A 19,329-nucleotide genomic window follows, 5' to 3' on the forward strand; every position below is an offset into this window, starting at 1 on the left:
ACCGGCCCCGGCAGCTCCCCCGCGCTGCCGGGGCCTTCGCGTACCCGCTCCCCTACTTCTTGGGCAGGACCGGCCCGAGCAGCGAGGAGACCGCGGCGGCGGGCAGCTCGCCGACGGACGGCCCCTGGGTCAGGACGCCGGTGACCATGCCGGTGCCGACGGCGGGGAAGTCCGCGACCTTGGTGGCCACGCCGTTGTCCAGCGGGTCCACGCCGGTGTGGGCGAGCGGGTTCACCTTGAGGTTCGCCACCGGATCGGTGACCCCGGCCAGAGCCGCCGGCACATCGAGCTCACCGGCCTGAGCACCCCCCGCGGCCATGGCGAGCGCGGCGCCCGCCATGGAGAGCGTGAGGCCTGCGGAACGGAGCCGGTTCGGTGCGCTTGGGGCTGCGTGACGTGCCATGGGGATCCCGCCTGAGGTCGTAGTCGCGTGCGCACGCAGCGTAGTGGAGGTGTGATCCTCGATACCAACCGGTCGCCGGAGGCATCCCCTGCGCGGGGTAATGGTTCACACTGGTGTCCCGTGAGCTCCTCCTCTCCTTTGCCTACGCGTGTCGTCCTTCTGACCGGACCTTCGGGATCCGGCAAGTCCTCGCTGGCGGCCCGCTCGGGTCTGCCCGTGCTGCGCCTGGACGACTTCTACAAGGAGGGTGACGACCCGACCCTCCCGCTGGTCGAGGGCAGTTCGGACATCGACTGGGATTCGCCGCTGTCCTGGGACGCGGACACCGCCGTGGCGGCGATCGCGGAGCTGTGCGCGGTGGGTCGCACCGAGGTCCCGGTGTACGACATCGCGACGTCCTCGCGGACCGGGGCGGAGGCACTGGACATCTCGCGCACGCCGCTGTTCATCGCGGAGGGGATCTTCGCGGCGGACGTCGTCGCCCGCTGCCAGGAGCTGGGGCTGCTCGCGGACGCGATCTGTCTGCGCGGGCGGCCGTCCACCACCTTCCGCCGCCGACTGGCGCGCGATCTCCGCGAGGGGCGCAAGTCGGTCCTGTTCCTGCTGCGGCGCGGCCTTCGGCTGATGCGGGCGGAGCGGGGCATCGTGGCGCGCCACATCGCGCTGGGCGCGCACGCGTGCGGCCGTGACGAGGCCCTCGGCCGCCTCGCCGCAGCCGCGGCCGGCCGCCACCGCCACACCCCCGCTCCCGCCTAGTCCCCGGCCGCCACCCGGCTACTCCCCGCCTTCCCGGCCAGGCGGCCGAGCAGGGCCACCGCGTCCTCGACCGGGGCCGGCCCGAAGAACCGCGCGCTGTCCGGAAGATCGCCGACGCCATTGCCGTCCCACGTGCCCGGCCCCGCACACGCGAAAAGGCGGGATCAGGCGGACCCCCCGGCCGCTTGATCCCGCCTCTTCCCCCCGCGGCCCCCGTCCCACCCCCGTAGGACGGCCCCCCTGGCCCGATGGTCTTGTGCGCCCCGTTACGCGACGAGCTCCTCGAAGGACTCCGCCTCGTCGCGGCCGAAGCTCAGCGCCTCGTCCTCCCGCAGGCGGCGCAGCGAGCGCCAGATGCTCGACTTCACCGTGCCGACGCTGATCCCGAGGATCTCCGCGATCTCCGGGTCCGTGCGGCCCTCGTAGTAGCGCAGCACGAGCATCGTGCGCTGCGGCTCCGGGATCCGGGTCAGCGCCTGCCACAGCACCGCGCGCAGCTCCGTACCGCGCATCGCGTCCGTGTCGGAGGCCGTCTCCGGCAGCTCCTCCGTCGGGTACTCGTTCAGCTTCCGCCGGCGCCACGCGCTGATGTGCAGGTTGGTCATCGTGCGGCGGAGGTAGCCGCCGACGGCCGCCTTGTCGCTGATCCGGTCCCAGGCGCGGTACGTGGAGAACAGCGCGCTCTGCAGCAGGTCCTCGGCCTCGTAGCGGTCGCCGGTGAGGTGGAAGGCCGTCGCGTACAGCGCGGCCCGCCGCTCCTGGACGTACGCCGTGAACTCGGCCTCCGACGTGGAGGACGGCGTGGGCCGGGCGGGAACCGCCCGGTACTGGTTTGCGTCAATGGCTACGACGTGGGCCGGCCGGGGACGGGCGACCGCCACCGTACGGACACCCGCCCGGCGGTTCACATCGTGCAGCCGCGTGACAACCGCGCTGGTGTTGGTGCTGTGCAGCGTGTTCATCTCGCGCCCCCCGTCGTGGAGTGTCTCTGCTTCGGTCCGTTGTGCGTTGACAGAAGACTGCCCCGCCGACTTAACCGGGGTGTCCGTCGACTGTCACAGCACTGTCACAGCGACCTCCGCAGGATCGCCTCGCTCCGACGGTCGAACTCCCGACTGTCGATGGGACAGAATGAGCCCGTGCCTTTCCTGTTGCTGATCGAGGACGACGACGCCATCCGCACGGCCCTCGAACTCTCCCTGTCTCGCCAGGGCCACCGTGTGGCCACTGCGGCGACGGGCGAGGACGGCCTGAAACTGCTGCGCGAGCAGCGGCCGGATCTGATCGTGCTGGACGTCATGCTGCCCGGGATCGACGGTTTCGAGGTGTGCCGGCGCATCCGCCGCACCGACCAGCTGCCGATCATCCTGCTCACCGCGCGCAGCGATGACATCGACGTGGTCGTCGGCCTGGAGTCCGGCGCCGACGACTACGTGGTCAAGCCCGTCCAGGGCCGGGTGCTCGACGCCCGCATCCGGGCGGTCCTGCGCCGCGGCGAGCGCGAGTCGAGCGACTCGGCGAGCTTCGGCTCCCTCGTCATCGACCGGGCCGCCATGACGGTCACCAAGAACGGCGAGGACCTCCAGCTCACCCCGACCGAGCTACGGCTGCTGCTCGAACTGAGCCGCAGGCCCGGGCAGGCGCTGTCCCGCCAGCAGTTGCTGCGGCTGGTCTGGGAGCACGACTACCTCGGCGACTCGCGGCTCGTCGACGCCTGCGTCCAGCGACTGCGCGCCAAGGTCGAGGACGTGCCGTCCTCGCCCACCCTGATCCGTACGGTCCGCGGCGTCGGCTACCGCCTGGACTCCCCGCAGTGATCCGCGCGTTGCTCGCGGGCCGGCGCTGGACCAGCCTGCGGCTGCGGCTCCTCATCGTCTTCGCCCTGGTCGCCCTGACGGCCGCGGTCTCCGCGTCCGGGATCGCGTACTGGCTCAACCGGGAGGCCGTGCTCACCCGCGTCCAGGACGCCGCCCTCGGCGACTTCCGGCAGGAGATGCAGAACCGTGCCGCGGCGCTGCCCGCCGACCCGACGCCGGAGGAGATGCAGCGCACCGCCGAGCTGATGGCGGGCAGCAGCCCCGGCTACAGCGTGCTGCTCGTGCACGAGCGCAAGGACCACCATCAGGTGTTCGGCGCGGCCGGTCCCGACTCCTTCGGGCTGCAGGACGTGCCGAAGTCCCTCCGGAACGCCGTGAACGACGAGCAGAAGACGACCGCGGCGAACGACGCCGAGTACCACATGTACTGGCAGCGGACGAAGCCGAACGGCAACCCGTACCTGGTCGGCGGCACCCGGATCGTGGGCGGCGGGCCGACCGGCTACATGTACAAGTCGCTCGCCCAGGAGCGGGACGACCTGAACGCGCTCGCCTGGTCCCTGACGATCGCCACCGGCCTGGCGCTGCTCGGCTCCGCACTGCTCGCGCAGGCGGCGGCCCGTACGGTGCTCAAGCCCGTGCAGCGGCTGGGGGACGCGGCCCGGCGGCTCGGCGAGGGCGAGCTGGACCACCGGCTGGACGTGTCGGGTACGGACGAACTCGCCGACCTGTCGCACACCTTCAACAAGACGGCCGAGGCGCTGGAGAAGAAGGTCGCCGACATGAGCGCGCGGGAGGAGTCGAGCCGGCGCTTCGTCGCGGACATGTCCCACGAACTGCGCACGCCGCTGACCGCGTTGACGGCGGTGGCGGAGGTGCTGGAGGAAGAGGTCGACGACCTCGATCCGATGATCGCACCGGCGGTGGCGCTGGTCGTCAGCGAGACGCGGCGGCTGAACGACCTCGTGGAGAACCTCATGGAGGTCACCCGCTTCGACGCCGGAACGGCCCGCCTGGTGCTGGACGACGTGAACGTCGCCGACCAGGTCACGGCCTGTATCGACGCCCGGGCCTGGCTCGACGCGGTCGAACTCGACGCCGAACGGGACATCGTGGCCCGGCTCGACCCGCGCCGCCTCGACGTCATCCTGGCCAACCTGATCGGCAACGCGCTCAAGCACGGCGGCTCGCCGGTGCGGGTGTCGGTGACCGTGGACGGGGAGTGGCTGGTGATCGCGGTCCGCGACAACGGTCCGGGCATCCCCGAGGAGGTCCTGCCGCACGTCTTCGACCGGTTCTACAAGGCGAGCGCGTCCCGGCCGAAGTCGGACGGGAGCGGGCTGGGCCTGTCGATCGCCGTGGAGAACGCACACATCCACGGCGGCGACATCACCGCCGCCAACGCGGCGGGGGGCGGAGCGCTGTTCACCCTGCGGCTGCCGGTGGACGTGGGGAAGGTGATCGCGGGTGACCGGGATGCGTAGGGCTCTGCCGGTGGTGCCGGCCGTGGTGGTCCCGCTGGTGGCGGTCGCCCTGCTCGCGGCGTCGGGCTGCGGGATCAGGGCGACGACCGTGCCGGTCGACGTGGGCCCGGCGCCGTCACGGGTGTCGTGCGACACCCCGCCTGCGCCCGCGGGGGAGAGCGGGGTGCAGGGCTTCCGGGCCACGGTGGAACTGGTCTGCGGATCGCAGCTGGTGGGCGTGGACCGAGTGGTTCCGATGCCGGAGAAGAAGCCCGTACGGGATCCCGTGGGCCTCGTCGCGCAGGCACTGCTGGAGGCGCTGGAGCAGACGCCGAGCGGGGACGAGCGGGACGCGGGCTTCACGACCGGGGTGCCGGCCGGGCTGTCGGTGTCCGCGCCGCGGGCGGGTGATCCGGTGGGCACGGTGCGGTTGAGCCGCAAGCCGGAGGATCTGCCGCCGGTGGCTCTGTCGCAGGTCGTGTGCACGCTGGCGGGCAACGACGCGGTGTCGTCGGGGCCGGGGCCGGTGGTTCTGGGCGGACCGGACGAGGATCCGCCGCGGGCTTGGGAGTGCACGGAGGCGGTGCGGTCGCGTCCGGAGTCGGTGCCGACCCTGGGCGAAATCGTCCGCCCGTCCGCCTCTCCTTCCTGACGCGCCACTCGCAACGGCTCGGCGCCGGGGCGCCTCCCCGGCTTCGCGCCGCTGCGCCGGCCTCCGACCGGCGGGGCCTGGGCCGTACCGGCTTGAGGGTGCGGCGCCGCTGCTGGGAGCCCGGCGGTCCGGACGTGGTGCGGGCCCTGGGCGCGGCTACAGGAAGTGCGGGGATTCGGCGCGGAGTTCCTTCCTGGTCTTGATGACCCGAAGCTCCTCGGGGTGGTCGGCTTCCCGGGTGTTTCCGGTGCCTCCGTACACGGGGCGCAGGATCGGTGTTCCGCCGCGCCGGTCGGTGTAGATCCACCGGCCCCCGCCGGGGCCGTCTTCGACCAGGTCCCCGATCTGGGCGGCGCTCACCGGGCACCGCCCGCGGGGGAGATGTTGGAGGCCGCGGTGGTCCACTCGATTCCTCCGTCAGTGGGGCGGATGTGGGCGATCTCCAGCAGACGGCCGCCGTGGCGTTCCTCGGTGACGCAGGTCAGGGTGCCGGTGAGGCCGTTGGCGATGTAGCGGACGGTCTCGCCCGTCAGCGGGTGTTCGATGGTGTGCCACCCACCGCCGGAGGCCGGGCCCGAGATGCGGCCGGTCACCAGGCCCACTCCTGGATGCGTGCGGCGGAGATTTCCATGGGATGTGCCGGTCTCAGGTATTCGGGGCTGGCGATCCACTCACGGCCGCTTTCGAGCGGGCGTACGTATCCGTAGCCGGGGAACGCGTCGGTCGCAGTGCCGTAGCGGGCGAGGACACCCACGGCCAGGTGCTCGGGGGCGTCCATCGCACGGATGGTGGTGCCGGGTGCCGGCCACAGGTGGCGGGGCAGAGCGATGGCGCGGGGGAATCGGCCGTCCCGTTGCCTCAGGATCGAGCGGTCCTCGACGGGGTACTCCCGACTCGGGTTCGGAGCGGTGTCGCGGGCCGTGATTTCCGTGATGCGTTTTATGGGGACGAGCATCCCGCTCGCTGAACGGCCTCGAAATGACCGGCTGTTGCACTTGCGTTGCACTTCCCGCCCGGGGCCTGCGCTCAGCGTGCTTCGATACGCGGAAGAGGGAGGCAGCCCCGTGGTCAGTGTGCAGCAGTGGACCGGCCGAGAAGCGAAGGCCCTGCGCTCGGCGCTCCGGATGAGTACCCGCGCGTTCGCGGAGCACCTGGGCGTCGCGCTGCGGACGGTGGCACACGATCTGGGAGTCGCCAGTGCCTCGGCGGACCTCTCCCGAGCCGGTCTCTTCCCCGTGGTCGTGTTCAGCGGCGGCAACAGTCCGACCACCGCGGCCCGCTTCCCACGCGGCGAGGCCGTCCACTACCGCGAGCACGCACTCGACCTGGGTGTGCCCGACGAGGCGATCCTTCTGGAAACCCGGGCCGGGAACACCGGCCAGAACGTCACCCTCTTCCGCGAGGTGCTGCGCGCGTCCGGCGTGGAGGTCGAATCGCTGCTCCTGATCTCCAAGCCGTACATGGAGCGCCGTTCCTATGCCACGTGCCGCCACCTGTGGCCCGAGGTCGAGGTCGTCTGCGCCTCCGAGCCTCTGGAGTTCGACGACTACATCGAGTCCATCGGCGACGAGAAGCTCGTCGTGGACATGCTCGTCGGCGACCTGCAACGGATCATCGAGTACCCGAAGCTCGGCTTCGCCATCGAGCAGGAGGTACCGGGGGACGTCCATGACGCCTACGAGCGACTTCTGTGCTCCGGATTCGACAGCCGGCTCATCAACTCCTGAACGGCGACGGCCCCCCGAGCAGGAGCTCAGGGGGCCGACGGACGGCGTCCGGCGAGAAGGCTAAATGCCGGCGGCTGCGGCCAGGTCCTTCTTGATCGCGTCCAGGATCTCCTGGCCGCGGGTGCGGGCCGGGGCGAGGTCGGAGGCCTCGGCGACCGGGACCACCACCTCCAGGTAGCACTTCAGCTTCGGCTCCGTGCCCGACGGCCGGACGATCACCCGGGCCTTGTAGTCGCCCTCCAGGTAGTAGCGCAGGCCGTCCGTGGGCGGGAGGGTCTCCGTGCCCTTGGTCAGGTCCTCCGCCGAGACGACCCGCAGCCCCGCCAGGGACACCGGCGGCTCCGCCCGCAGCGCGGCCATCGCCGAGGCGATCACCGACAGGTCCGAGACGCGGACCGAGAGCTGGTCGGTGGCGTGCAGCCCGTGGGCCATCGCCAGGTCGTCCAGCAGGTCGGTCAGGGTGCGGCCCTGCTCCTTGAGCTCCGAGGCCAGCTCCGCCACCAGCAGTGCGGCGGTGACGCCGTCCTTGTCGCGGACGCCCTCGGGGTCCACGCAGTAGCCGAGCGCCTCCTCGTAGCCGTAGCGCAGGCCCTCGACCCGGGCGATCCACTTGAAGCCGGTGAGGGTCTCCTCGTAGCCGACGCCCGCCGCCTGCGCGATCCGGCCCAGCAGGGAGGAGGAGACGATCGATTCCGCGAAGACGCCCTGCGCGCCCTTGTGCACCAGGTGCTCCGCCAGCAGCGCGCCGACCTCGTCGCCGCGCAGCATCCGCCAGCCGTCGGCGGTCGGCACGGCCACCGCGCAGCGGTCCGCGTCCGGGTCGTTGGCGATCACGATGTCCGGGTTGGCCTCGGCGGCCTTCGCGAAGGCCAGGTCCATCGCGCCCGGCTCCTCCGGGTTGGGGAAGGCGACCGTCGGGAAGGCCGGGTCCGGCTCGGCCTGCTCGGCCACCAGTACCGGGGCCGGGAAGCCGGCCCGGGCGAAGGCCGCCATGACGACGTCCTTGCCGACGCCGTGCATGGCCGTGTAAACGGTCCGCACGCCCCGGGCGGACCCGGGGGTCAGGACCGCGTCCGTACGGGCCAGGTAGGCCTCCAGGACCCCGTCGCCGAGCTCCTCCCAGCCGGACTCCGGGCGGGGGACCGAGGCGAGGGCGTCGACGCGGGCGATCTCCGCCGCGATCTCCCCGTCCGCCGGGGAGACGATCTGCGAGCCGTCGCCGAGGTAGACCTTGTAGCCGTTGTCCCGGGGAGGGTTGTGGCTCGCGGTCACCTCGACGCCGGCGACGGCCCCCAGGTGCCTTATGGCGTACGCGAGGACGGGCGTCGGCAGCGGGCGGGGCAGGACGGCGGCGCGCAGCCCGGCGCCGGTCATGACGGCCGCGGTGTCGCGGGCGAAGTCCGCCGACTTGTAGCGGGCGTCGTAGCCGACGACGACCAGTCCGCCGGCGTGGCCCTGGGCCTTCAGGTAGGCCGCGAGGCCCGCCGCGGCCCGGATGACCACGCTGCGGTTCATCCGCATCGGGCCCGCGCCGATCTCACCGCGCAGTCCGGCGGTGCCGAACTGGAGGGTGCCGGCGAAGCGGTCCGCGAGCTCCGCGGTGTCGCCCGCGTCGATCAGCGCCGCGAGCTCGGCCGCCGTCTCCGGGTCCGGGTCCTCCGCCAGCCAGGCCTGGGCCCGGGTGATCAGGTCGTCCTGTTCCTGCACTGCTTCCGCCTTACCTCTCGTACGTCGATCAGATGCGGGCGAGGACCTGCGTCAGCAGCGTGCCCATGCGGGCGGCCGAGTCGCGGCCGGCCTGGAGGACCTCTTCGTGGTTCAGCGGCTCGCCGGAGAGGCCCGCCGCAAGGTTGGTGACGAGGGAGATGCCCAGGACGTCGGCGCCGGCCTCACGGGCGGCGATGGCCTCCAGCACGGTGGACATGCCGACCAGGTCGGCGCCCATGACGCGGATCATGTTGATCTCGGCCGGGGTCTCGTAGTGCGGGCCGGGGAACTGGACGTAGACGCCCTCTTCCAGGCTCGGGTCGATCTCCTTGCACATCGCGCGCAGCTTCGGCGAGTACAGGTTCGTCAGGTCCACGAAGTTCGCGCCGACGATCGGCGAGGTGGCCGTCAGGTTGAGGTGGTCGCTGATCAGCACGGGCTGGCCGGGCTTCATGCCCTCGCGCAGACCGCCGCAGCCGTTGGTGAGGACCACGGTCTTGCAGCCGGCGGCGACGGCGGTGCGCACGCCGTGGGCGACGGCGGCGACGCCGCGGCCCTCGTAGTAGTGGGTCCGGCCGAGGAAGAGCAGCGCGTGCTTGTCGCCGATCTTGTACGAGCGGATCTTGCCGCCGTGGCCTTCGACGGCGGGCGGCGGGAATCCGGGCAGCTCGGTGACGGGGAACTCGAATTCGGGGGCGCCGAGCGCCTCCGCGGCGGGGGCCCAGCCGGAGCCCATGACGAGCGCGACATCGTGGGAATCGACGCCGGTCAGCTCGCGCAGGCGGGCGGCTGCGGCGTCGGCGGCGGCGAAGGGGTCGGTAACAGATGCGTTCACGCAGACGAGCGTAACCGCTCCTGGCCTACGCGCGTAGATGGCACAGCTCACGGTGTTCGGATCGTTGCCTTGTCGTTTCCGCCGAATCGTCCCCGACGGGGTTCCGGACCCGCCCGACGGGGGTTGCGGACCGCCCGCGCCGGCGCGGCCGGGGTCAGCAGGGGCGCTTGCGGAGTTCCATCACGTAGTCGTGCGGGGCGCCCGCGGACTCGGCGGCGTCGGCGAGCTCGCCCAGGTAGCGCGCCGAGGGCAGACCGCCCTCGTAGCCGTTGAGCACGTAGCACCAGGCGGCCTCTTCGCCGTCCAGGGTGTGCACCCGGATCCGCATGCGGCGGTAGATGTCGAGCCCGACGCCCTCCCAGCGGTCCATCGAGTCCTCGTCCAGCGGCGCGATGTCGTACAGGGCGACGAAGACCTGGTGGCGCGGGGCCTCGACGATCGTGGCGAGGGCACCCTCCCAGCCCATCTGCTCGCCGCCGAAGGTCAGCCGCCAATCGTTGATCCAGCCCGTTCCGCGCAGCGGCGAATGGGGAGCGCGGCGCGTCATCAGCCGCGGGTCGAGGTTGCCGGCGTACGCGGCGTAGAGCGACATGAGGTCGAGGGTACGGGAGGTGTGGCCGTGACCGCGTGCCCGGATGGCGCACGGATGACGGGACCGGGCGCGAAGCACCTTGAACCGTGCGGGACAATGGGGCACGGAATGCATCCCCCGGGGAGACCCCCCGGAACACCGGCCGGGGCGGCAGCCGGCCGGGTAGACGTGAGGCGGACTTTTCGTGACCCGGATCGTGATCATCGGCGGCGGACCCGGCGGGTATGAGGCTGCGCTGGTAGGGGCCCAGCTCGGCGCGGAGGTGACCGTCGTGGACTGCGACGGCCTGGGCGGGGCCTCGGTCCTGACCGACTGCGTACCCTCCAAGACTCTGATCGCGACCGCCGAGGTGATGACCACCTTCGATTCGTCGTACGAGGAGCTCGGCATCGTCGTCGCGGACGACACCCCGCACATCGAGCAGGCCGCGCGCGTCGTCGGCGTGGACCTCGGCAAGGTGAACCGGCGCGTCAAGCGCCTCGCGCTCGCCCAGTCGCACGACATCACCGCCTCCGTCACCCGGGCCGGCGCCCGCGTGGTGCGCGGCCGCGGCAAGCTCGGCGGGCCGCAGGGCATCGACGGCACCCGGGACGTCATCGTCACCGCGGCCGACGGCTCGGAGACGATCCTGACGGCGGACGCCGTGCTGATCGCCACCGGCGGCACCCCGCGCGAGATCCCGGACGCCATGCCCGACGGCGAGCGGATCCTGAACTGGACCCAGGTCTACGACCTCGACGAGCTCCCGGAGGAGCTCATCGTGGTCGGCTCCGGTGTGACCGGCGCCGAGTTCGCCGGCGCCTACCAGGCCCTCGGCTCCCGGGTGACCCTCGTGTCCTCCCGCGACCGCGTGCTGCCCGGCGAGGACCCGGACGCCGCCGCCGTCCTGGAGGACGTCTTCCGGCGCCGCGGCATGAACGTGGTCGGCCGCTCCCGCGCCGAGTCCGCCAAGCGGGTGGGCGACCGGGTCGAGGTCACCCTCTCCGACGGCCGCGTCCTGACCGGTACGCACTGCCTGATGGCGGTCGGCGCGATCCCCAACACCAAGAACATGAACCTGGAGGAGTCCGGGGTCCGGCTCAAGGACTCGGGGCACATCTGGACCGACAAGGTGTCGCGCACCTCCGCGCCCGGCGTGTACGCGGCCGGTGACGTCACGGGCGTCTTCGCGCTCGCGTCGGTCGCGGCGATGCAGGGCCGCATCGCGATGTACCACTTCCTCGGTGACGCGGTGGCCCCGCTGAACCTCAAGACGGTGTCCTCGAACGTCTTCACCGACCCGGAGATCGCCACCGTCGGTTACACCCAGGCCGACGTGGACGCCGGCAAGATCGACGCCCGTGTCGTGAAGCTTCCCCTGCTGCGCAACCCGCGCGCCAAGATGCAGGGCATCAGGGACGGCTTCGTGAAGATGTTCTGCCGCCCCGGCACCGGCATCGTGGTCGGCGGCGTGGTCGTCTCCCCGCGCGCGAGCGAGCTCATCCACCCGATCTCGATCGCCGTCGACAACAATCTGACGGTCGAGCAGATCGCAAACGCGTTCACCGTGTACCCCTCGCTGTCGGGGTCGATCGCCGAGGTGGCGCGCCAGCTGCACACGCGGAAGGCCGCCGGGGAGGCGTAGCCGACCCCAACCGCCCCACACCCCAAGGGTGTTGGGGCGGCGCTCCGCCGCGTGGCCGGACGTTCACCCAGACCTCGGGCCACGTATACCACTAGTCGCCCTGCCATATGGACAACTTCGGTATTCCGGCGCAAAGAGCTGAAAGCAGACGGTCGTTGGGGTTACTGTCAGTTTCGTGTTCGCTGCAGAACGTCGCCAATTGATCCTCGAAATGGTGCGGGCCAACGGAGCGGTATCGCTCCGGGAGCTCGCCCGCGTCGTCCAGACCTCCGAAGTGACCGTACGGCGGGACGTGCGGGCACTGGAGGCAGAAGGACTCCTCGACCGCCGACACGGCGGTGCGGTCTTGCCGGGCGGTTTCACGCGGGAGTCCGGCTTTCCGCAAAAGTCCCATCTCGCGACGGCGGAGAAGACCGCCATCGCCGATGTCGCGGCCTCCCTCGTGGAAGAGGGCGAGGCCGTCGTCGTCGGCGCGGGCACCACGACGCAGGAGCTGGCCCGCCGGCTCGCCCGCGTGCCCGGACTGACCGTCGTCACCAACTCGCTGCTCGTCGCCCAGGCGCTGGCCCATGCCAACCGGGTGGAGGTGGTGATGACCGGCGGCACCCTGCGCGGGTCCAACTACGCCCTCGTGGGCAGCGGGGCCGAACAGTCCCTCCAGGGGCTCCGGGTCTCCCGCGCCTTCCTCTCGGGCAGTGGCCTGACGGCGGAGCGCGGCCTGTCCACGTCCAACATGCTCAGCGCGAGCGTGGACCGGGCGCTGGTGCAGGCGGCGGCGGAGGTGGTCGTCCTCGCGGACCACACGAAGCTCGGCACGGACACCATGTTCCAGACGGTGCCGACGGACGTGATGACCCGCCTGGTCACGGACGAGCCCCCGCCGCACGACGACCGGGCGGCGACCGAGCTCCAGGCCCTGGCGGACCAGGGCGTCCAGATCACGGTGGCCGGCGGCGCTGCCTCCGGCGGCGGGGACGGGGTGATCGGGCGGCGGCCGCGGCGCGACTCGCCGTTGCCGGTGCAGAGGCGCGGCGGGCCGACCGCGCAGCTGCGCAGTGCGCCCGGCGGGATGCTGGAGCAGCAGGCCGAGCGGGCGCGGGTCGCGGACATGCGGCGCCGATAGCCCCTGCGGGGCCGGCTGCGCCTCGAACGCCGGCGGGGCTGGATCACTCCAGCCCCGCCGGCGTTCGACGCGTTCGTGGACGTCAGTCCTTGATCTCGCAGATCGTCGCGCCCGAGGTGACCGAGGCGCCGACCTCGGCCGTGAGGCCGACGACGGTGCCGGAGCGGTGCGCGTTGAGCGGCTGCTCCATCTTCATGGCCTCCAGTACGACGATCAGCTCGCCCTCGGTGACCTGCTGGCCCTCCTCGACCGCGACCTTGACGATCGTGCCCTGCATCGGGGAGGCGAGGGTGTCGCCGGAGGCGGCCGGGCCGGACTTCTTGGCCGCGCGGCGCTTCGGCTTGGCGCCGCCCGCGGCGGCCGTGCGGGCCAGGGTCATGCCCAGGGACGACGGCAGCGAGACCTCGAGGCGCTTGCCGCCGACCTCGACGACCACCGTCTCGCGGCCCGGCTCGTCCTCGGTGTCCTCCGCGGCCGGAGCCGTGAACGCCGGGATCTCGTTGACGAACTCGGTCTCGATCCAGCGGGTGAAGACGGTGAAGGGGCTGCCGTCCGTGGGGGCGAACGCCGGGTCGGCGACGACCGCTCGGTGGAAGGGGATGGCGGTGGCCATGCCCTCGACCTCGAACTCGGCCAGGGCGCGCGCCGCGCGCTGGAGGGCCTGCTCGCGGGTGGCGCCGGTGACGATGAGCTTGGCCAGGAGCGAGTCCCAGGCCGGGCCGATCACGGAGCCGGACTCGACGCCCGCGTCCAGGCGGACACCGGGGCCGGTGGGGGCGTTGAACTTGGTGACCGTGCCCGGGGCCGGGAGGAAGCCGCGGCCCGGGTCCTCGCCGTTGATGCGGAACTCGATGGAGTGACCGCGCAGGACCGGGTCGCCGTAGCCGAGCGCCTCGCCGTCGGCGATGCGGAACATCTCGCGGACCAGGTCGATGCCGGCGACCTCTTCGGTGACCGGGTGCTCGACCTGCAGGCGGGTGTTGACCTCCAGGAAGGAGATCAGGCCGTCGGCGGAGACGAGGAACTCGACGGTGCCGGCGCCGACGTAGCCGGCTTCCTTCAGGATGGCCTTGGAGGCGGCGTACAGCTCCGCGTTCTGAGCGTCGGTCAGGAACGGCGCCGGGGCCTCCTCCACCAGCTTCTGGTGGCGGCGCTGCAGGGAGCAGTCACGGGTCGAGACGACGACCACGTTGCCGTGGGAGTCGGCCAGGCACTGGGTCTCGACGTGGCGCGGCTTGTCGAGGTAGCGCTCGACGAAGCACTCGCCGCGGCCGAAGGCGGCGACGGCCTCGCGGACGGCGGAGTCGTAGAGCTCCGGCACCTCTTCGAGATTGCGGGCGACCTTGAGACCGCGACCGCCACCGCCGAAGGCGGCCTTGATGGCGATCGGCAGGCCGTGCTCCTTGGCGAAGGCGACGACCTCGTCGGCCCCGGAGACCGGGTCCGGCGTGCCGGCGACCAGCGGGGCACCGGCGCGCTGGGCGATGTGACGGGCGGCCACCTTGTCGCCGAGGTCGCGGATGGCCTGCGGCGGCGGACCGATCCAGGTCAGGCCGGCGTCGATCACGGCCTGGGCGAAGTCGGCGTTCTCGGAGAGGAAGCCGTATCCGGGATGGATGGCGTCCGCACCGGAGTCGGCTGCGGCCTGGAGGACCTTGGAGATGTCCAGGTAGCTGGCGGCCGGGGTGTCACCGCCCAACGCGAAAGCTTCGTCGGCCGCGCGGACGTGCAGAGCGTCCCGGTCCGGATCGGCGTAGACGGCTACGCTCGCGATCCCGGCGTCCCGGCAGGCCCGAGCAACGCGGACAGCGATTTCGCCACGGTTGGCGATGAGCACCTTGCGCACGATGGCTCCCTCCTTGAAACAAGCTGAGTTTAGGGACAGCCCACACGGCCTTTCGACCCTTTCCCGGTGGTGACCTTGCCCACACAGAGTGTGATGCGAGGCCCGGACCACCCGAAAACCCTTGTGGCGCCCCAGGTCAGGGGGATCCCCGACTGCACAGTAACCCCGTCATGTATCCAAGGTCTCTGTCCCCCGGGTCAGCGGCCCCGGGTGATTCTTTGTCGAGTCCCTACGAACGGCCCACACTTTCTTTGCCGGCGGAACCGGAGTTGTCCACTTGTTTACTGATTGGTAGCCCCGCGGTCCCGCAGGACGAACCGGGACAACACCGTACCCACAGCGGTTGCCGTCCCCGCGCAGGAGCCGCGCTCCCGGCATTGCGCCCCGGACGGACGGCCCCGCCGGCACCCACCGGTGGCCCGGGGAAGGTGCGTTGACGCCCCGTCGAACCCGGGTGGGCGGATGTCTTGCCCGCTGCTCTACCCGTTAGTAGCCTCCAGGCGTCGAACGGGCTTGTGACGCGTGGGGGGTGGGGACGTCGTGCTGCGAAGACTCGTGGCCGGACTGGCCGCGATCGTGCTTGTCGCGGAAGCGGTCGTGCTCGTGCTCGTCCACATCGTGCTGGGCCGGACCACGGCGAACCAGTCGATGTCCATCGCGGGCAGCGATCCGGACCTCATGTCCAAGGCGACCTACGCCATGGGGGCGGGCATGGGCGCGTTCCTCGTGCTGTGCGCCGTCCTCGCCGCCGTCGCCGCGCTCCGCGACCGCTCACCGGGCCGCTTCGCCCGCGTCGTGCTCATCACCGCGGCCGTCACCCACGGGCTGCTCGGCGTCCTCGCCGTCGTCCTGGTCGGCTGGGCCGCCTTCGCGGCGACGACGCTGATCCTGTGCCTCCTGGTCCTGACCCTGACGCTCTACGCCGCCCCGCGGGACGGCGACGACGGCGGCGGAGGCGGAGGCGGCAACGGGAGCGCGCAGCCGCCGCAGCCGCCCCCGCCCGCGTTCGGGGAGCTCAAGCCCACAGGTCCGTGATGGACACGTCCAGTTCGCCCAGCAGGGAGCGCAGCAGCGGCAGCGACAGGCCGATCACGTTGCCGTGATCCCCGTCGATGCCGTCGATGAACGGCGCCGACAGCCCGTCCAGGGTGAAAGCCCCCGCCACGTGCAGCGGCTCGCCGCTCGCCACGTACGCCGCGACCTCGGCGTCCGTCGGCTCGCCGAACCGGACCGTCGTGGACGCCGTGGCCGAGACCCGACGGCCGTCCGCCGTGTCGATCACGCAGTGCCCGGTGCGCAGTACGCCCGCCCGTCCGCGCATCGACTTCCAGCGCGTGGTGGCCTCCTCGGCGTCGGCGGGCTTGCCCAGCGCCTCGCCGTCCAGCTCCAGCACGGAGTCGCAGCCGATCACCAGGGCGCCCGCGGCCTCGTCCAGGCCCGCCACGACCGCCGCCTTCGCCTCGGCCAGCGCCAGGGCCAGCGCGGCGGGCTCGTCGTGGTTCAGGGTGTCCTCGTCGAAACCGCTGACGATCACGTGCGGGGCGAGCCCGGCCTGGCGCAGCAGGTTCAGCCGGGCGGGGGAGGCGGAGGCGAGGACGAGCTTGCGCGGGTTCGCGGGCGGGGGCGTGGCAGTCATGCCCGCCATCGTAGGCGCGCCGACGAGGCCCCGGAACACGCCCGGAGAGGGCCTAGAAGTGGCCCACGCCGAGGACGTAGACGACGACGAGCATGGCGAGGGCGAGCACCACGCCCAGCCGCCGGATCATCGCCTGCGCGTCGCGCATGTCCTTGGGCGGCTCGTTCTTCGGGTCGGACCAGAGCATGCCCCGATCCTGGCCCCGGGAACGGGTGTGGCGCCTGAGTACGGGTACTCAGGCGCCACCCCTCGTTCACATCATCTTCGGCTAACCCGGCCAGTACGTACGGCCCCACGCGCGCGGCCCCGGCTGCGGCAGCCGCCGCCGTGCCACCCGGGCCGGCGTCGACCACTCGTCCGCGACCGGCGGGGCGAGCGACGGTGCCGAGGCCAGCACCGCCGCGCGCGCTTGGACCACCGCCAGTGCGGCGGCCAGCTCCTCCGGGGTCGGATTGCCCTTGACGACCTTGATCACCACAGAGACCTCCTGGAGGGCTAGAGGGGGATGTTGCCGTGCTTCTTCGGCGGCAGGGACTCCCGCTTGGTGCGCAGCTGCCGCAGCCCCTTCACCACGTGCGCCCGGGTCTCGGACGGCATGGTCACCGCGTCGATGTAACCGCGCTCGGCGGCCGTGTACGGGTTGAGCAGCGCGTCCTCGTACTCGGCGATGAGCCGTGCCCGGGTCTCCTCCACATTATCCGCCTCCGCGATGGTCCGGCGGTGCAGGATGTTCACCGCGCCCTGCGCGCCCATGACGGCGATCTGCGCGGTCGGCCAGGCCAGGTTCAGGTCCGCGCCGAGGTGCTTGGAGCCCATCACGTCGTACGCGCCGCCGAAGGCCTTGCGGGTGATGACGGTGATCAGGGGGACGGTGGCCTCGGCGTACGCGTAGATCAGCTTCGCGCCGCGCCGGATGATTCCGTTGTACTCCTGGTCGGTGCCCGGCAGGAAGCCCGGGACGTCCACGAAGGTCAGCACCGGGATGTTGAAGGCGTCGCAGGTCCGGACGAACCGCGCCGCCTTCTCGGAGGCGTCGATGTCCAGGCAGCCGGCGAACTGCATCGGCTGGTTGGCGACGATGCCCACCGGGTGGCCCTCGACGCGGCCGAAGCCGGTGAGGATGTTCGGCGCGAAGAGCGCCTGCGTCTCCAGGAACTCCGCGTCGTCCAGCACGTGCTCGATCACGGTGTGCATGTCGTACGGCTGGTTCGCGCTGTCCGGGATCAGCACGTCGAGCTCGCGGTCGACGTCGGAGACCTCGGTGTCCGCCTCCTCCGGGAAGGCGGGCGGCTCGGAGAGGTTGTTCGACGGCAGGTACGCGAGGAGCGACTTCACGTACTCGATGGCGTCCTTCTCGTCGCCCGCCATGTGGTGGGCGACGCCGGACGTGCTGTTGTGGGTGCGCGCCCCGCCCAGCTCCTCGAAGCCGACGTCCTCGCCGGTGACCGTCTTGATGACGTCCGGGCCGGTGATGAACATGTGCGAGGTCTGGTCGACCATGACCGTGAAGTCGGTGATGGCGGGGGAGTACACGGCGCCGCCCGCGCAGGGCCCGACGATCAGGCTGATCTGCGGGATCACGCCGGAGGCGTGCACGTTCCGGCGGAAGATCTCGCCGTACATGCCGAGCGCGCTGACGCCCTCCTGGATGCGGGCGCCGCCGGAGTCGTTGATGCCGACGAGCGGGCAGCCCGTCTTCAGCGCGAAGTCCATGACCTTCATGATCTTCTGGCCGTAGGTCTCGCCGAGGGCACCGCCGAAGACGGTGAAGTCCTGCGAGAACACGGCCACCGGGCGGCCGTCGACCGTGCCGTAGCCGGTGACGACGCCGTCGCCGTAGGGGCGGGTCTTCTCCAGCCCGAAGCTGGTGGAGCGGTGCCGGGCGAACTCGTCCAGCTCGACGAAGGACCCTTCGTCCAGCAGCAGGGCCACCCGCTCACGCGCCGTCAGCTTGCCCTTGGCGTGCTGCTTCTCCACGGCACGCGCGGATCCGGCGTGGGTGGCTTCGTCGATGCGGCGCTGCAGATCCGCGATCTTGCCCGCGGTGGTGTGCATGTCGATCGGCTCTGACGGATGTGACATCGGGGTCGCGGCTCCCTGCATGGTGTCAACTGCCTGGTCAATTGATTGACTACTGCTGGCTACTGGTGCGTAGCGTATCGGCGGGCATGGCGCTCGGCAGTGCGGCGTTTGACACACCTAATGTGGCTTGCATGACGCCATCAGATGCATCAGCAGGAGCTTCCGCCGGTCGTTGGTCGAGTCTGGAGCGGCCGCCCCTGAACGCCGAGGGGCTGCGGCGGGCCCTCATCACCGGGGGAGGGCTGTGGACCTCCCTCGACGTGGTCGCCGCCACCGGTTCCACCAACACCGACCTCGCCGCCCGGGCGGCCGAGCTGCCCGAGGGGGCCGTGCTCGTCGCCGAGGAGCAGAGCGCCGGGCGCGGGCGGCTCGACCGGAGCTGGGTCGCGCCGGCCCGGTCCGGGCTGTTCTTCTCCGTCCTGTTCAAGCCGGGCGACGCGGTGCCGCAGGAGCGGTGGGGGTGGCTGACCCTGCTGGCCGGGGTGGCCACCGCGACCGGGCTGTCCCGCGCGGCGGGCGTGGACACCGCCCTCAAATGGCCCAACGACCTGCTGGTCAGCGTGGAGGGCGAGGAGCGCAAGACCGGCGGGATCCTCGCCGAGCGGGTCACGGACGGCGTGGTCGTCGGGATCGGGATCAACGTCAGCCTCACCGAGGAAGAGCTGCCCGTACCGGCCGCGGGCTCGCTGGTGCTGGCCAAGGCCACCGTGACCGACCGGGACCCGCTCCTGAGGGCCGTACTGCGGTCCCTGGAGGAGTGGTACGGGAACTGGCGCGCGGCGGGCGGCGACCCCGCCGCCAGCGGCCTCCAGGAGACCTACGCGGCGGGCTGCGCCACCCTCGGCCGCCACGTCCGCGTGGAGCTCCCGGGCGGCCGCACTCTCACCGGAACGGCCGAAGCGGTGGACACCGATGGCCGCCTGGTGATCCGTACGGCCGAGGGACAGCACGAGGCGGTGGGGGCGGGGGACGTCGTCCACCTGCGCTCCGTGCACTGACGGGGCACGACGGGGATGAGGCCGGGCGCGCGGAGAAATGTGGGGAACCAGCATTTCCGGCGGGTGCG

The 19,329-nt window shown here is 71.8% G+C and carries 22 protein-coding genes; 9 read left to right on the forward strand and 13 right to left on the reverse strand.

Features of this window, described 5'->3' with window-relative positions:
- Positions 1-52: 52 nt before the first annotated feature.
- The gene (locus tag OG332_RS27455) at positions 53-403 is read right to left on the reverse strand and encodes a hypothetical protein (protein WP_327415956.1); all 351 of its coding nucleotides are present in this window, start codon (positions 401-403) and stop codon (positions 53-55) included.
- Between the two features lie 54 nt (positions 404-457).
- Between OG332_RS27455 and OG332_RS27460 the strand changes: the two genes are divergently transcribed.
- Positions 458-1,159, forward strand: a complete 702-nt coding sequence (locus OG332_RS27460) for a uridine kinase family protein (protein ID WP_327419385.1) — start codon at positions 458-460, stop codon at positions 1,157-1,159.
- 266 nt (positions 1,160-1,425) lie between these two features.
- On the opposite strand, the gene OG332_RS27465 is transcribed toward OG332_RS27460, so the two are convergent.
- Positions 1,426-2,121, reverse strand: coding sequence for a SigE family RNA polymerase sigma factor (locus OG332_RS27465; protein WP_327415957.1), 696 nt, complete (start codon positions 2,119-2,121; stop codon positions 1,426-1,428).
- A gap of 177 nt (positions 2,122-2,298) precedes the next feature.
- On the opposite strand from OG332_RS27465, the gene afsQ1 reads away from it, so the two are divergent.
- From afsQ1 to OG332_RS27480, 3 genes are read left to right on the forward strand one after another with little or no spacing between them, the layout of a single operon-like run.
- Entirely contained in the window at positions 2,299-2,976 is a 678-nt protein-coding gene (afsQ1, locus tag OG332_RS27470; protein WP_063754818.1) for a two-component system response regulator AfsQ1, read from the forward strand.
- Positions 2,874-4,460: an ATP-binding protein gene (locus tag OG332_RS27475; protein ID WP_442816377.1), complete on the forward strand. Its 1,587-nt coding sequence runs from the start codon at positions 2,874-2,876 to the stop codon at positions 4,458-4,460. Before afsQ1 ends, OG332_RS27475 begins: the two co-directional genes overlap by 103 nt.
- Positions 4,453-5,091: a hypothetical protein gene (locus tag OG332_RS27480; protein WP_327419386.1), complete on the forward strand. Its 639-nt coding sequence runs from the start codon at positions 4,453-4,455 to the stop codon at positions 5,089-5,091. Before OG332_RS27475 ends, OG332_RS27480 begins: the two co-directional genes overlap by 8 nt.
- A gap of 156 nt (positions 5,092-5,247) precedes the next feature.
- Here the strand turns inward: OG332_RS27480 and OG332_RS27485 are convergent, their stop codons facing one another.
- Genes OG332_RS27485 through OG332_RS27495 form a run of 3 tightly spaced genes read right to left on the reverse strand, consistent with a single transcriptional unit; the run spans position 5,248 to position 6,046 of the window.
- Complete coding sequence (locus tag OG332_RS27485; protein ID WP_327415959.1) at positions 5,248-5,451, reverse strand: hypothetical protein; 204 nt, start codon at positions 5,449-5,451, stop codon at positions 5,248-5,250.
- A complete protein-coding gene (locus OG332_RS27490; RefSeq protein ID WP_327415960.1) occupies positions 5,448-5,684 on the reverse strand; it encodes a hypothetical protein in 237 nt (78 codons plus the stop codon). Before OG332_RS27490 ends, OG332_RS27485 begins: the two co-directional genes overlap by 4 nt.
- A complete protein-coding gene (locus tag OG332_RS27495) occupies positions 5,681-6,046 on the reverse strand; it encodes a hypothetical protein (RefSeq protein ID WP_327415961.1) in 366 nt (121 codons plus the stop codon). Before OG332_RS27495 ends, OG332_RS27490 begins: the two co-directional genes overlap by 4 nt.
- A gap of 169 nt (positions 6,047-6,215) precedes the next feature.
- On the opposite strand from OG332_RS27495, the gene OG332_RS27500 reads away from it, so the two are divergent.
- Complete coding sequence (locus OG332_RS27500; RefSeq protein WP_327419387.1) at positions 6,216-6,818, forward strand: YdcF family protein; 603 nt, start codon at positions 6,216-6,218, stop codon at positions 6,816-6,818.
- A 60-nt stretch (positions 6,819-6,878) separates the two neighbouring features.
- Here OG332_RS27500 and OG332_RS27505 read toward each other — a convergent pair whose 3' ends face one another.
- From OG332_RS27505 to OG332_RS27515, 3 genes are all read right to left on the reverse strand, one after another.
- Positions 6,879-8,525, reverse strand: a complete 1,647-nt coding sequence (locus OG332_RS27505; protein WP_327415962.1) for a phospho-sugar mutase — start codon at positions 8,523-8,525, stop codon at positions 6,879-6,881.
- Between the two features lie 28 nt (positions 8,526-8,553).
- Entirely contained in the window at positions 8,554-9,360 is an 807-nt protein-coding gene (locus OG332_RS27510) for a purine-nucleoside phosphorylase (RefSeq protein ID WP_327415963.1), read from the reverse strand.
- Between the two features lie 154 nt (positions 9,361-9,514).
- The gene (locus OG332_RS27515) at positions 9,515-9,952 is read right to left on the reverse strand and encodes a gamma-glutamylcyclotransferase (RefSeq protein WP_030290800.1); all 438 of its coding nucleotides are present in this window, start codon (positions 9,950-9,952) and stop codon (positions 9,515-9,517) included.
- 184 nt (positions 9,953-10,136) lie between these two features.
- On the opposite strand from OG332_RS27515, the gene OG332_RS27520 reads away from it, so the two are divergent.
- Positions 10,137-11,576 carry an NAD(P)H-quinone dehydrogenase gene (locus OG332_RS27520; protein WP_052873218.1) on the forward strand — a complete coding sequence of 480 codons (1,440 nt, stop codon included), beginning with the start codon at positions 10,137-10,139 and terminating at the stop codon, positions 11,574-11,576.
- A 175-nt stretch (positions 11,577-11,751) separates the two neighbouring features.
- Positions 11,752-12,699, forward strand: a complete 948-nt coding sequence (locus OG332_RS27525; RefSeq protein ID WP_327415964.1) for a DeoR/GlpR family DNA-binding transcription regulator — start codon at positions 11,752-11,754, stop codon at positions 12,697-12,699.
- A gap of 82 nt (positions 12,700-12,781) precedes the next feature.
- On the opposite strand, the gene OG332_RS27530 is transcribed toward OG332_RS27525, so the two are convergent.
- The gene (locus OG332_RS27530; protein WP_327415965.1) at positions 12,782-14,545 is read right to left on the reverse strand and encodes an acetyl/propionyl/methylcrotonyl-CoA carboxylase subunit alpha; all 1,764 of its coding nucleotides are present in this window, start codon (positions 14,543-14,545) and stop codon (positions 12,782-12,784) included.
- Between the two features lie 540 nt (positions 14,546-15,085).
- On the opposite strand from OG332_RS27530, the gene OG332_RS27535 reads away from it, so the two are divergent.
- Entirely contained in the window at positions 15,086-15,580 is a 495-nt protein-coding gene (locus OG332_RS27535; protein WP_327415966.1) for a hypothetical protein, read from the forward strand.
- Here OG332_RS27535 and OG332_RS27540 read toward each other — a convergent pair.
- The 4 genes from OG332_RS27540 to OG332_RS27555 all read right to left on the reverse strand — a co-directional run bounded on the left by OG332_RS27540 (position 15,561) and on the right by OG332_RS27555 (position 18,263).
- Positions 15,561-16,190 carry a nucleoside triphosphate pyrophosphatase gene (locus tag OG332_RS27540; protein ID WP_442816211.1) on the reverse strand — a complete coding sequence of 210 codons (630 nt, stop codon included), beginning with the start codon at positions 16,188-16,190 and terminating at the stop codon, positions 15,561-15,563. The two genes, OG332_RS27535 and OG332_RS27540, sit on opposite strands and share 20 nt — an antisense overlap.
- Before the next feature lie 43 nt (positions 16,191-16,233).
- Positions 16,234-16,368 carry a morphogenic membrane protein MmpB gene (mmpB, locus tag OG332_RS27545; RefSeq protein ID WP_327415968.1) on the reverse strand — a complete coding sequence of 45 codons (135 nt, stop codon included), beginning with the start codon at positions 16,366-16,368 and terminating at the stop codon, positions 16,234-16,236.
- Between the two features lie 81 nt (positions 16,369-16,449).
- On the reverse strand, positions 16,450-16,659 hold the full coding sequence (locus OG332_RS27550; RefSeq protein ID WP_327415969.1) for an acyl-CoA carboxylase epsilon subunit: 210 nt from the start codon (positions 16,657-16,659) through the stop codon (positions 16,450-16,452).
- Positions 16,660-16,676: 17 nt separating this feature from the next.
- Complete coding sequence (locus OG332_RS27555; protein WP_327415970.1) at positions 16,677-18,263, reverse strand: acyl-CoA carboxylase subunit beta; 1,587 nt, start codon at positions 18,261-18,263, stop codon at positions 16,677-16,679.
- Positions 18,264-18,394: 131 nt separating this feature from the next.
- Here OG332_RS27555 and OG332_RS27560 point away from each other — a divergent pair, with 131 nt between their 5' ends.
- Positions 18,395-19,261 (forward strand): biotin--[acetyl-CoA-carboxylase] ligase, encoded by an 867-nt coding sequence (locus OG332_RS27560; RefSeq protein ID WP_327415971.1) that lies wholly within the window; start codon positions 18,395-18,397, stop codon positions 19,259-19,261.
- Positions 19,262-19,329: the final 68 nt, after the last annotated feature.

It is taken from the genome of Streptomyces sp. NBC_01233, from assembly GCF_035989305.1.
Taxonomy (GTDB): Bacteria; Actinomycetota; Actinomycetes; order Streptomycetales; family Streptomycetaceae; genus Streptomyces.

Coding starts and splice junctions, on each gene's coding strand:
- OG332_RS27560 (WP_327415971.1), top strand. CDS start 18,395: ATGACGCCATCAGATGCATCAGCAGGAGCTTCCGCCGGTCGTTGGTCG.
- OG332_RS27500 (WP_327419387.1), top strand. CDS start 6,216: ATGAGTACCCGCGCGTTCGCGGAGCACCTGGGCGTCGCGCTGCGGACG.
- OG332_RS27480 (WP_327419386.1), top strand. CDS start 4,453: ATGCGTAGGGCTCTGCCGGTGGTGCCGGCCGTGGTGGTCCCGCTGGTG.
- OG332_RS27465 (WP_327415957.1), bottom strand. CDS start 2,121: ATGAACACGCTGCACAGCACCAACACCAGCGCGGTTGTCACGCGGCTG.
- OG332_RS27495 (WP_327415961.1), bottom strand. CDS start 6,046: ATGCTCGTCCCCATAAAACGCATCACGGAAATCACGGCCCGCGACACC.
- OG332_RS27540 (WP_442816211.1), bottom strand. CDS start 16,190: ATGGCGGGCATGACTGCCACGCCCCCGCCCGCGAACCCGCGCAAGCTC.
- OG332_RS27555 (WP_327415970.1), bottom strand. CDS start 18,263: ATGTCACATCCGTCAGAGCCGATCGACATGCACACCACCGCGGGCAAG.
- OG332_RS27515 (WP_030290800.1), bottom strand. CDS start 9,952: ATGTCGCTCTACGCCGCGTACGCCGGCAACCTCGACCCGCGGCTGATG.
- mmpB (WP_327415968.1), bottom strand. CDS start 16,368: ATGCTCTGGTCCGACCCGAAGAACGAGCCGCCCAAGGACATGCGCGAC.
- OG332_RS27455 (WP_327415956.1), bottom strand. CDS start 403: ATGGCACGTCACGCAGCCCCAAGCGCACCGAACCGGCTCCGTTCCGCA.